General features: G+C 70.9%; 12 protein-coding genes and 1 tRNA gene. 7 read left to right on the top strand and 6 right to left on the bottom strand.

All coding sequences use genetic code 11. The annotated features are described in order from the left end of the window. Positions 1-62: 62 nt before the first annotated feature. The 4 genes from AC4BEG_RS21420 (at position 63) to AC4BEG_RS21405 (ending at position 2891) form a co-directional block, all read left to right on the top strand. Positions 63-530 (top strand): Lrp/AsnC family transcriptional regulator, encoded by a 468-nt coding sequence (locus AC4BEG_RS21420; RefSeq protein ID WP_490701360.1) that lies wholly within the window; start codon positions 63-65, stop codon positions 528-530. Between the two features lie 82 nt (positions 531-612). Beyond that, on the top strand, positions 613-1209 hold the full coding sequence (locus tag AC4BEG_RS21415) for an ArsR/SmtB family transcription factor (RefSeq protein ID WP_490701359.1): 597 nt from the start codon (positions 613-615) through the stop codon (positions 1207-1209). A gap of 47 nt (positions 1210-1256) precedes the next feature. Continuing rightward, complete coding sequence (locus tag AC4BEG_RS21410; RefSeq protein WP_490701358.1) at positions 1257-1457, top strand: hypothetical protein; 201 nt, start codon at positions 1257-1259, stop codon at positions 1455-1457. Positions 1458-1496: 39 nt separating this feature from the next. Continuing rightward, positions 1497-2891 carry an MFS transporter gene (locus tag AC4BEG_RS21405; protein WP_490701357.1) on the top strand — a complete coding sequence of 465 codons (1395 nt, stop codon included), beginning with the start codon at positions 1497-1499 and terminating at the stop codon, positions 2889-2891. On the opposite strand, the gene AC4BEG_RS21400 is transcribed toward AC4BEG_RS21405, so the two are convergent. From AC4BEG_RS21400 to AC4BEG_RS21375, 6 genes are all read right to left on the bottom strand, one after another. Beyond that, positions 2830-3615, bottom strand: a complete 786-nt coding sequence (locus tag AC4BEG_RS21400; protein WP_490701356.1) for a S16 family serine protease — start codon at positions 3613-3615, stop codon at positions 2830-2832. The genes AC4BEG_RS21405 and AC4BEG_RS21400 overlap by 62 nt on opposite strands. 159 nt (positions 3616-3774) lie before the next feature. Then, entirely contained in the window at positions 3775-4416 is a 642-nt protein-coding gene (locus tag AC4BEG_RS21395; RefSeq protein WP_490701355.1) for an IclR family transcriptional regulator, read from the bottom strand. Between the two features lie 414 nt (positions 4417-4830). Continuing rightward, entirely contained in the window at positions 4831-6627 is a 1797-nt protein-coding gene (locus tag AC4BEG_RS21390) for a DEAD/DEAH box helicase (protein ID WP_490701354.1), read from the bottom strand. A gap of 359 nt (positions 6628-6986) precedes the next feature. Next, positions 6987-8165, bottom strand: a complete 1179-nt coding sequence (locus AC4BEG_RS21385) for a YeiH family protein (protein WP_490701353.1) — start codon at positions 8163-8165, stop codon at positions 6987-6989. Positions 8166-8226: 61 nt separating this feature from the next. Next, positions 8227-8796 (bottom strand): cysteine dioxygenase family protein, encoded by a 570-nt coding sequence (locus AC4BEG_RS21380; RefSeq protein ID WP_490701352.1) that lies wholly within the window; start codon positions 8794-8796, stop codon positions 8227-8229. A 110-nt stretch (positions 8797-8906) separates the two neighbouring features. Continuing rightward, a complete protein-coding gene (locus AC4BEG_RS21375; protein WP_490701351.1) occupies positions 8907-9812 on the bottom strand; it encodes a LysR family transcriptional regulator in 906 nt (301 codons plus the stop codon). 204 nt (positions 9813-10016) lie between these two features. Between AC4BEG_RS21375 and AC4BEG_RS21370 the strand changes: the two genes are divergently transcribed. The 3 genes from AC4BEG_RS21370 (at position 10017) to AC4BEG_RS21360 (ending at position 11865) form a co-directional block, all read left to right on the top strand. After that, a complete protein-coding gene (locus AC4BEG_RS21370; RefSeq protein ID WP_490701350.1) occupies positions 10017-10895 on the top strand; it encodes an alpha/beta fold hydrolase in 879 nt (292 codons plus the stop codon). A gap of 118 nt (positions 10896-11013) precedes the next feature. Next, positions 11014-11085 (top strand) — tRNA-Cys (locus tag AC4BEG_RS21365). Positions 11086-11274: 189 nt separating this feature from the next. After that, positions 11275-11865, top strand: a complete 591-nt coding sequence (locus tag AC4BEG_RS21360) for a hypothetical protein (protein WP_490701349.1) — start codon at positions 11275-11277, stop codon at positions 11863-11865. The last annotated feature ends 103 nt before the right edge of the window (positions 11866-11968 follow it).

The raw sequence follows: 11968 nt of genomic DNA, 5'->3' as shown, positions 1-11968 counted from the left end.
GCGGCATTCTGCACACAGTGACCACCATCACAGGGGTGGTCATCAAGTGACGGGAGGTGCCCATGGGGATCGACGCGCTCGACGCCCGGCTGATCGAGCTGCTCGCGCGCGAGCCGCGGATCGGCGTACTGGAGGCGTCCCGCCGCCTCGGGGTGGCGCGCGGTACGGCGCAGGCGCGGCTGGACCGGCTGCGGGCGCAGGGGGTGATCCGCGGGTTCGGTCCGGAGGTGGATCCGGCGGCGCTGGGCTATCCGGTGACCGCGTTCGCCACGCTGGAGATCAAGCAGGGCCAGGGGGCGGACGTACGGACACATCTGGCGGGCGTCCCGGAGGTGCTGGAGCTGCACACCACCACCGGCCACGGCGACATGCTGTGCCGTCTGGTCGCCCGCTCGAACGCCGATCTCCAGCGGGTGATCGACCTGGTGGTGGGGTTCGAGGGGATCGTCCGGGCCTCGACGGCGATCGTGATGGAGAACCCGGTGCCGCTGCGGATCATCCCGCTGGTGCAGCAGGCGGCGCGGGACTGATCCGGGGGCGGTGAGCGGATCCAAAGATTCCGTTGCAAAGAAGTCCTTGCAACGGAATCTTTGCATGCTTACCCTTCCCGGCATGGCAGAGAACAAGAAGCCGTTGCCCGACGACGTACGGGAGCTCGACCCGCGCTCCCTGCGCGGGCTCGCCCACCCGCTGCGGATGCGGCTGCTCGGCGCGCTGCGCGAGTACGGACCGGCGACCGCGTCCCAACTCGCCGAGCGGCTGGGCGAGTCCAGCGGTGCCACCAGCTACCACCTGCGGCAGCTGGCCGCACACGGCTTCGTCACGGACGACCCGGAGCGCGGCAAGGGCCGGGAGCGATGGTGGAAGGCGGCACAGCGGGGTACCCGCGTAGGTTCCGACGAGTTCCTCACCCATCCCGACCCGTCCGTCCGCGGGGCGATCAACACCCTGCTGCACGAGTGGGCCACGGTGCACGGGCAGGAGCTGTCGACCTGGCTCGGCACTCTCCACACCTGGTCGTCGGAATGGCGTCTCGCCTCGGACATGAGTGACTTCAACCTCCGGCTGACGCCCGAACTCGCCGAGGAAATGCGCGACAGGCTTCACGAAGTGATCGAGAACTACCGCGAGAAGGAGGTGGACCAGGACACCGAGAACTCGGCCCGGTTCCGGGTCCATCTGCACGCCTTCCCGCGCGACGAGCACTGACCGAACCCAGGGAATCAGGAAGTCCGGGGAATCCAGGGGGGATACCTGTGTACAGCGACGACATCCATCTGCGGCTGCACCGCATCCGCGCCGAACGCCTGCGACAGGAAGCCCGGGACGCGGCCACGCACCGCCCGGACGCCCGCCCGCTGCGCACCCGGCTGGGCTGGACGCTCGTGGAGGTCGGGCTGCGGCTGGCGACGCCGAGGGGACCGCGGGCGGCACTGACGGCACGGCTCGACTACTGACCGAGGCGTACAGGGGATACGTGGAATCCAGGGGGGACCATGAGCGACAACAACAGCAAGGGCGATGGCAGACCCGGCGGCAGACCCGACCGACGGCCGTTTACACTCGTTCTCACCGCCAACGCCATCTCCATCGCGGGGAATTCACTCACCCTGATCGGCGTCCCGTGGTTTGTGCTCCAGACCACGGGCAGCGCCGCCAGGGCCGGGCTCGTCGCGTTCTGCGCCACTCTCCCGGTGGTCGTCTCCGCCGTTGTCGGCGGACCGGTCATCGACCGGTTGGGGCGGCGGCGGGTCTCGATCGCCTCGGACGCGCTGTGCGGGGTGGCCGTCGCCGCGATCCCGCTGCTCCACTTCGCCGGACTGCTGCGGTTCTGGCAGCTGTGCGCGCTGATGGCGTTCTCCGGACTGCTGCACGCACCGGGTGAGACGGCCCGCGAGGTGCTGGTGCCCGCGCTGGCCGAACGGGCGGGCACCACCCTCAGCCGCGCGGCCAGCTTCTACGACGGTGCCTCGCGCGGCGCCCGGATGCTGGGCACGGCCCTCGGAGGTGTGCTGATCGCCTTACTCGGCCCCGCCTCCGTACTGCTGCTGGACGCGGTGACGTTCGGGGTCTCCGCGCTGCTGATCGCGGCGGGGCTGCGCGGACTGCCCGCGGCCGCCCCGCGCCGCGCGGCCGCGCCGGTCTCGCTCCGCGCGTACCGGGCCGAACTCCGCGAGGGGTACGCGTTCTTGCTGCGCCACCGGCTGCTGCTGGCCATCGTGCTGATGGTGATGGTCACCAACGGCCTCGACCAGGGCTACTCCTCGGTGCTGCTGCCGGTGCACGCCGAACACCACCTGGACGGTTCGGTCGATCTCGGGCTGGTGACCGCGCTGTTCGGCGGCGGGGCGCTGACGGGCGCGCTGCTGTACGGGGCGGTGGGTGACCGGTTCCCGCGGCGTACCGTCTTCGGGGTCTGCTTTCTGCTCTGCGGGCTGCCGCGGTTCGCGGTCGCCGCGTTCGTCCCCGGCCTTCCACCGCTCGCCGTGACGATGGTGGTCAGCGGGCTCGCGGCGGGCATGCTCAATCCGATCCTCACCACGGTGACGTACGAGGCGGTACCGGACGAGCTGCGCAGCCGGGTGATGGGGGCGCTCACCGCGGGGGTGTGGGTGGTGATCCCGCTGGGCGGGCTCGCGGCCGGTTATCTGGTGGAGGGCGCGGGGCTGACCACCGCGTTCCTTGTCACCGGCGGGGTGTACTTCCTGACCACGCTGAGCCCGCTGGCCTTCCCGGTCTGGCGTGGCATGGACCGCGAACCCGTGGCGACGCAGACCGTGGCGGACCCGGCGCCCCCACCGGCCCCGGCGGCGGGGGTCCCGGCCGCGCTCAGCAGCGCGGGACCGCCCCGCCCGAGCGCAGCTCCCGCAGAGCCGACACCGCGCCCTTGAGGGTGGTGACGGGGATCAGCCGGAGCCCCTTGGGGAGCTCGGCCTTCGCGTCCGCGCACTCGTCCTTGGGCACCAGGAAGACCGTCGCGCCGTCCCGCTTGGCCGCCTGGGTCTTCAGCGGAACGCCGCCCACCGCGCCGACCTTGCCCTTGGCGTCGATGGTGCCGGTGCCCGCGATCGTCCGCCCGCCGGTGAGATCGCCACCGCTGCCGTCGCCGTCCAGCTTGTTGATGATGCCGAGCGAGAACAGCAGCCCGGCGCTCGGCCCGCCCACATCGGCCAGCCGCAGGGTGACCTTGACGTCCTTCGGCGACCGGTGGAGATAGCCGAGCGCCGCGCTGGTGGCGGTGGACTGCGACTTCTCCATCTCCTCGGTGTTGTGCCGCTCGATCTCCTCGGTGGTGCCGCCCACGTAGACCGAGTCGTGCGGCATCACGGCGCGGTCGGTGTCCAGCCAGCCGTCGATCACGTCCCCCAGCCGCACGGTGGCGTCCGGTCCGGTCGCCACGATCGTGGTCATCCGCAGCTGCCCGGTGGTCTTGCGGGTGCCGGCTCCCGAGATGGTGATCACCGGCTTCCCGTGGTCGGAGCCCAGGACGTTCACGGTGGTGCCCGGCTGGGCGATGGTGAACGGCAGCGGCACGAACGCGGCGACCGCCAGCAGGGCGAGCACGATCGCGGAGCAGATCATGAGAATGCGGGCGCGGGGGGAGACGGCAGCCATGCTGTGAATCTAGTTGACGCCCGAGATGACCGTGCCGCCGCCCTGACCGTTCCTACCGGCGCCCTGACCGTTCCTGCCGCCCCGCTGACCGTTCCCTGCCCTGACCGTTCCTGAGCGCTCGGGGCCGCCACCGCACCGAGCGGGGCGACGGCCCGGCCATCACCTCAGCGCGTCGGCCACCTCCCGGGCGGCGTCCACCACCCTCGGACCGATCCGTTCCGGTACGGCGTCGCAGAGCATCACCACCCCCACACTGCCCTCTATCCCGGTCACCCCCAGCAGCGGAGCGGCCGCACCGCTCGCGCCCGCCTCCAGTTCGCCGTGGGTGAGGGCGTAGCCCGGGTCGTCGACGCGGGCCGCGCGGGCGGCCAGGATCGCCCGGCCCGCGGCGCCCCGGTCCAGCGGATGGCGGAACCCGGCCCGGTAGGCCACGTGGTAGTCGGTCCAGGTCGGCTCGACCACCGCGACCGCGAGGGCCTCGGTGCCGTCGACCAGGGTGAGGTGGGCGGTCGCGCCGATGTCCTCGGCGAGGGAGCGCAGTGCGGGCAGGGCCGCCTCCCGGACCAGCGGATGCACCTGGCGGCCGAGCTGGAGCACCCCCAGCCCGACGCGTGCCCGTCCGCCGATGTCACGGCGGACCAGGGAATGCTGCTCGAGGGTGGCCAGGAGTCGGTAGACCACGGTGCGGTTGACGCCGAGCTTGGTGGACAGCTCGGTGACGGTCAGCCCGTGGTCGGTGTCGGCGAGCAGTTTGAGGACACGCAGTCCCCGGTCGAGCGTCTGAGAGGTCTCCGCGGTCACGACGCCCCCTCCTCGGTGATGGGTCGCGACCCTTGGCGGAGGTGCACCGCCGGTCCCGACGACGGCGCGCGCAGAGGCCGCCGGTCGCGGTGGCTGGTACGGCTGGTACGCATCCGGCTGCGCTCCGAGGCGGCGCTGCCACGGGGCGTGTGCGTGCCCGAACGCTAGCGACCCGGTTCGCTGAGCGGAAGAGCCCGTCCAGAATCCGAGCAGAGCTTTCCGCTGTCACCGCCCTGCCGGGTGGCGATTCATCACGTTTAGCGCTGTACGCCCGGATATTCGGTGGCGAGTTGGCGGCGTTCCCTCAAAGGGGTTGTGAGGGGTTGTGAAAAGCGCGAGGGGTGGTGCGGACACAATCCGCACCACCCCTCGCATCACCACATGCGCGGCCATCACCACATGCGCGGCCTTCCGTCACCGCATACGTGTGGCCCACTCCTGCACCTTCTTGATCCGCTCACGGATCTGCCCGGCCGTGGCCTCCGCGCTCGGCGGCCCTCCGCACACCCGGCGCAGCTCGGTGTGGATCACCCCATGCGGTTTGCCGCTCTGGTGGACATACGCCCCCACCAGCGTGTTGAGCTGCTTGCGCAGCTCCAGCAACTCTTTGTGGGTGACCACCGGCCGCCGCTCGGCCGGGATCTCCAGCAGATCGGCCTCCGTGTCCGGCCGCTTGCGGCTGTGCGCGATCTGCTTGGCCTGCCGCCGCTGGAGCAGCATCTGCACCTGGTCGGGTTCGAGCAGCCCGGGGATGCCGAGGTAGTCCTGCTCCTCGTCGCTGCCGGGGTGCGCCTGCATCCCGAACTCGGCGCCGTCGTAGAGCACCCGGTCGAAGACCGCGTCCGACTCCAGCGCCTCGAAGGGCAGCTGGTCCTGTTCGCCGGTGTCCTCGTCCTGCTGCTTCTCGGCCTCCTCGAGGAGCTTCTCCTCCTCCGCGTACGGGTTCTCCTCCTCGCCGTCCTTCTTCGGCTTGTCCAGGACGTGGTCGCGCTCGACCTCCATCTCGCCTGCGAAGCCGAGCAGCATCGGGATGGTGGGGAGGAACACGGACGCGGTCTCACCGCGCCGCCGCGACCGTACGAAGCGGCCGACGGCCTGGGCGAAGAAGAGGGGAGTGGAGATGGTGGTGGCGTACACCCCGACCGCCAGCCGGGGCACGTCCACCCCCTCCGACACCATGCGGACCGCGACCATCCAGCGGTCGTCGGAGTGGCTGAAGTCCTCGATCCGCTGCGAGGCCGCGGCCTCGTCGGACAGCACCAGCGTGGCCTTGGTGCCGGTGATCTCACGGATCAGCTTGGCGTACGCGCGGGCCGACTCCTGATCGGCGGCGATCACCAGCGCGCCCGCGTCCGGGATGCCCTTGCGGACCTCGGTCAGCCGCTGGTCGGCGGCGCGCAGCACGTTCGGCATCCAGTCGCCGCGCGGATCGAGCGCGGTGCGCCACGCCTGCGAGACCGCGTCCTTGGTCATCGGCTCGCCCAGCCGGGCCGCGATCTCGTCGCCCGCCTTGGTGCGCCAGCGCATATTGCCGCTGTAGGAGAGGAAGATGACCGGCCGGACGACGCCGTCGGCCAGCGCGTTGCCGTAGCCGTAGGTGTAGTCGGCGGAGGAGCGGCGGATGCCGTCGTTGCCCTCTTCGTAGGTGACGAACGGGATGGGGTTGGTGTCGGACCGGAAGGGCGTACCGGTGAGCGCCAGCCGCCGGGTCGCGGGCTCGAACGCCTCCAGGCACGCCTCACCCCAGGAGCGGGAGTCACCGGCGTGGTGGATCTCGTCCAGGATCACCAGGGTCTTGCGCTGCTCGCTGCGGTTGCGGTGCAGCATCGGGCGGACGCCGACGCCCGCGTAGGTCACCGCGACCCCGTGGTACTCCTTGCCGAGCGGGCCCGCGCTGTACTCCGGGTCCAGCTTGATCCCGACCCGCGCCGCGGCCTCCGCCCACTGCTTCTTCAGGTGCTCGGTGGGCGCGACGACCGTCACCTGCTGCACCACATGGTGGTGCAGCAGCCAGGACGCGAGGGTCAGCGCGAAGGTCGTCTTGCCCGCGCCGGGCGTCGCGACCGCGAGGAAGTCCTTGGGCTGCTCCTGGATGTACCTGTCCATGGCGCCCTGCTGCCAGGCGCGCAGCTTGCTCGCGGTACCCCAGGGCGCCCGCCCCGGGAAGGCGGGCGAGAGGTGATGACTGGTGCTGGAGGCGGTAGTAGTCACGGTCTCCGTCGGGCTGGCTCGGCGGCGTGGTTCGGGAACCGCGTCAGCCTACCTGTGCCGCCATTCACGCTTCGGGCGTATGCCACGAGACCCCCCGAGGGTGGGACCAGGCTCACACCGCGGCCGCGGACCGGATCACCTTCCGGTCCACGGCCGAGTGGGGCCAGGGTCCGTCGTCAAAGGGGGCGTCCGGCCGCGAGCGGCGTCTGGTGCGGTCGATCGCAAGGCGGAGGATCGCCCTCGTACTGGGCGTACTCGGGCGCCTTTCGACAACGCGGCAAGGCGCCGTGCCAGGCGTCGGGAGCAGGGCGGCCCCTTTGACGACGGGCCCTAGAGCCCGCGGTCACACGGTCATGCGGTCACGCCGTGAGCAGCACTCCCGCGTACGACACCCCCGCGATCACCACCCACGCGCACAGCCCCAGCGCCGCCACCCGCGCCCCCGTCCGGGACAGCGAGGGGAGGTGGACCGCGCTGCCGAGCCCGAAGAGGGCGGCGGCGAGGAGGAGTTCACGGACGTCACCGGCGGTGTCCAGCGCGGCCGTGGGCAGCACGCCCGTGCTGCGCACGGCGGCCATGGCCAGGAAGCCGAGGACGAAGAGCGGAACCAGCGGCGGCCGCCGCGTCCCCGCCCGCTCCGAACCCCCGGCTTCCTCGCCCCCGTTACCCCCCGCGGCCGTGTTGGTCACCACGGCCGCCTCGGCGGCCTTCCGGCGTGCCCGTACGGACAGCGCCAGAGCCGCGACCAGTGGTGCGAGCATCGCCACTCGCACCAGCTTGACCAGCACCGCTTCGGTGAGCGCGGCATGCCCGGCGGTCTGGGCGGTCGCCACGACCTGGCCCACGTCGTGCACGCTCGCGCCCGCCCACCGGCCGAACTCCGCGTCGTTCAGCCCTAACGGGTGCTGGAGCAGCGGCAGTACGGCGATGGCGAGGGTGCCGCACAGGGTGACCAGCGCCACCGAGGTGGCCACATCGCGCTCGTCGCTCTCCGAGACCTCGCTGACCGCGCCGATCGCGGACGCGCCGCAGATGGAATAGCCGGTGGCGATCAGCAGCGGCTGGTCCCCGCGCAGCCCCATCCGGCGGCCGAGCCACCAGGTGCCGAAGAACGTGGCCGCGACCACGCCGAACACCATCGCCACGGTGGCCCAGCCGAGGCCGAGCACATCGCCGAGGCCGAGCCCGAGGCCCAGCAGCACGATGCCCAGCCGCATCAGCCGCTTCCCGGCGAAGGAGAGCCCGGCGCGGCACGCTCCGCGCACCAGGCCCCGTACACCAGGCAGATGGGCGGCCGTGATGCCCAGCACCACGGCCGCGGTGAGCAGCGGAACGGCGGGTACGAGCCAGTGGACGCACCAGGCGACCGCGACCCCGGCCGCCGCGAGGCCGAGGCCGTACGTGGGGGCGGGCAGCCGACGGCCCGGCGCGGTGGACGCGGCGGAGGGTCCGGCGGACGACCCGCTGGACGCGGCGGACGACGTGGCGGCGGAGCCGGCGTTCGCCCGCCCGGCGGCCCGCGCCCCCGTCAGCGCCACGCCGTCACCGCGCCGCGGAACGGACGGGCGGGGCGGAACGGACGGGCGGAGCGGCGCGCGCTCACAGCTCGTCCTCCGTCGGCAGCTCGTACACCCGCCGTACGCTGTTGCCCAGCCGCGCGATGTCCGCGCCGTAGACATGGATCGAGATCGCCGTGCCCTCGCAGGCGTTCCACACCCTGTGGATATCTCCCGGCGGCGCGAACCCGCATACCGACCCCTGCGGATTGACCACGTCCTTCTCCGCGACCAGCCGCGAGCTCAGCCCGTCCGGCACCAGTCGGTAGCGGCGCTCGCGCTCCTCACCCTCGTGGACACCGGTCACGCACCAGGACACATGGTCATGGATGGAGGTGCGCTGACCGGGCAGCCAGACCAAGGCGACGATCGAGAAGCTGCCGTCGGGCTCGGCGTGCAGGATGTGCTGGCGGTAGCAGTCGGGGTCGCCCTCCCGCTGCTCGGGGGTGAGCAGATCGGCCGCGCCGAGGAAGGGCGCGAGCCGTTCGCCCACGAGATAGGCGGTCACATCGGGCGGCAGTCCGCGTCCTACGGCCTCGCGTACGCCGTCGACGAACGCGCCGAGGCGCGTCGTGACGCGGGGGACGGTGGGTTCGGTCGGCGTGGTGGTCATAGCCGCAGCGTGCCGCTGCGCGCTCCATCACGTCCAACGATGATTTCTTGGCCGTCCCCTAAATTCTGCTTATGGACGGCTGGTTGGGGCGGGCGGGCCCGTGGACGGGGTCAGCAGCCGACCCGGTTGCCCGCCACCGTCTTCAGCTCCTCCAGCACCCGCGCGGTCGCCGGGATCTCCAGGTGCTCGCGCAACAGATACGCCGAGACATGGCGGCGCGACGCGGGGTCCAGGGCGCGTCCGGCGACCTTCTGGTGGCACAGGAAGGACAGCACCAGACCCGGCATCATCGCGACCCCCAGCCCCGCCGCGACCATGCTCTGCACCACCAGGTTGTCGTCGGTGGTGAAGGCGATGTCCGGGGCGAAGCCCTGCTCGGCGCATTCGTGCAGGAAGTTGGCGCGGCAGCGCAGACATCCGGCGATCCAGCGCTCCTCGCTCAGATCGGCCAGCTTGACCGCGCGCCGCCGGGCCAGCGGATGCCCGGACGGCAGCAGCACCGTCAGCTGGTCCTCCAGCAGCGGGATCTCGACCAGCTCGGCGGGAACCTCCTCGTGCAGCCCGGGATAGGTGAAGGCGAGTGTGATGTCGCATTCCCCGCGCACCACCCGCCCCAGCGACTCCGGCGGCTCGCCCTCCAGCAGCTCCACCCGCACCCCCGGGTGGGTGGCGGCGAGCCGGGCCATGACCTCGGGGATCAGGGTGGCGTTGGCGCTGGGGAAGGCACACACCCGCACCCGGCCCGAGCGCAGCCGGGTGATGGCGTTCATCTGCTGCTGGGCGGTGGAAATGCTGGACAGGATGGTGTCCGCGTGCCGGGCCAGGGTCTCCCCCGCCTCGGTGAGCCGCATCCCCCGGCCGACCCGGATGAACAGCGGGCTGCCGACGGCCCGTTCGAGGGCCTTCATCTGCTGGGTGATCGCGGGCTGGGTATAGCCGAGCGCACGGGCGGCGGCCGAATAGGAACCGGCGCTGACCACCTCGTGGAACGTCTTGATGTGCCGGGAATCGAACACCCTCGCATGATAGCCATAACATAAGCGGAATTTGGGTAGCGGGAAGACCACCCCCAGTGGTGCTTTGGAGTCACCGCTCGTCCCCGACGGCCGGTGACCTCGCTCCCCCGACGGCCGGGGGCCTCACCCCCGACGGCCGATGACGGGTGTCACACGCCTCGGTGTCTTCGGGCTGAGTCGGGGCTCTTCGGGCAAGCTGACCTTATGCCGCACTACACGTCGTACGACAACACCGAGCTGGCCTATCGCGTGCTGGAGGCCCGGGACGGCTCCGCGCGCCCGCCGCTCATCTGTCTGGCCGGCGGGCCGGGGCGGAACGCCGCCTACCTCGGCGACCTCGGCGGCCTTGACGCCCACCACACGCTGATCATCCCCGACAGCCGCGGCACCGGGGACTCCCCTCCGGCCACCGACCCCAACGGCTACTCCTTCCCCGGTCTCGCCGAGGACCTGGAGGCGCTCCGCCGCCATCTGGGGCTGAACCGCTTCCCGCTGCTGGCGCACGACGCGGCGGCGGCCACGGCACAGGCGTACGCGGCCGCACACTCCGAGCACCTCACCCATCTGGTGCTGGTCTGTCCGGGCGCCCGGCTCCAGGGCGAACTGCCCGAGGACGCCCGGGAGATCTTCGAGTCGCGCGCGAACGAGCCATGGTGGCAGGAGGCGTATGTCGCGGTGCAGCTGCTGCCGGACACCACCGACTTCGGAGAGGTGCGCCGACTGCTGCTCCAGGCCGCCCCGATGGCGTACGGCCGCTGGGACGAGCCCCAGCGGGCCCATGCGGCGGCCGAGGGCGAGCAGCTCGGCCCGGTGCCGCGCGCGGGCTTCTGGCAGGGCGTCGACGAGGCGGGGCGCCGCGCGGTGCTGGCCCGGCTGCGCGAAGTTCCTTGCCCGGTGCTTGCGGTGACCGGCGACCGGGACGCGGTGACCGGCGTACGAGCCGGGGAGCTGGTCGCGGAGTCCTTCCCCGACGGACGGGCGCAGCCGCTGCACGGTGTGGGCCACTACCCGTGGGTGGACGAGCCGGATCTGTTCCGCCCGCTGGTCGAGGACTTCCTCGCGGGCCGCCCCGGGCGGCCGTGACACCTGGGAAGGCCGGGTGCCCCGGTATGAACGCGGTGTGTCAGTCGCATGGCAGCCGTGGCCGAATCATTGAGACCCTCGAACCCCGTCCCTATCGTCGAAGCACGAGCACAACATCGGCCGTGTGCCCGAGTGGTTGAGGGGCTCGCCTGCAAAGCGAGTTACGCCGGTTCGAATCCGGTCACGGCCTCCGCTGCCTTGAACGGGCAAACGAAGAGGCGGCACCCCAGAGAGAGTGCCGCTCCGTTGTTCATCCGTGGCTGATCCGTGCCCGGGTCGGGCCCACGACTCCGATTGGACCTGCCCGACGAGCCGAATCCGATTCCAGCATCAAGACTCTGAAGCGACAGTGAAACCACCGCCGCGGAAGAGGCCGACCGTGACCTACACCAATCACCGAGCGACCGGCACCCTCCAGGAACTTTCGACCTTTCGCGCCGCCGAGTTCGTGGTGACGGACGACGCGTGGCCCGAGGTCAAGGTGGACCAATACATCGCGCCCAGCTCTCTCCTTTACCATTTGGGTTTCATCGTCAAGCCCGTAAACGGTGACGTGAACCTCACGACGAAGACAAGAACGATCAAGCAGGCTGTGTTTGTCGATGCGGCCAACCCGGCCGATACCATCGTCACACTCAGAGACTTCAAGATCTCCGCCACCAAGGCTGAGGACCCGTCGACGCACGTCCCGTTCATCTGGATTGCGATGGACTACCTCATCACCTCGCAGGGGTATCAGACCATTGAGGGATTCCCGGGCGCCGAAGGACCGATGAGGATGGATTTGCACTTCAAGAAACCTGACGGCGGCATCGTCTACGCCCAGCGCGTTCCGGGCGGCATCTCAGTCCGCTGCGATCAGAACAACGCGCACGTATTCACCTCTACCGTCGAGCGGTACTATCTGGCATGGTTCGACCACTGGCAGAAAATGGGCTGGAACGGCGGCGGAACCGTCGAAGGCTGTTGACAGCGGGGCCAGTTCACTTCCAGTCACGACCTCCATCTTCTTTCCGTTCCGTTCATCTTCGCGCTTCCCGCTTTCACATCCTCACCACTGAACGGCCTCCGGG

Source organism: Streptomyces sp. JLBJ103 (assembly GCF_058215575.1).
The sequence above is the reverse complement of the archived record's forward strand: the minus strand, read 5'-3'. Positions and strand labels throughout refer to the sequence as shown.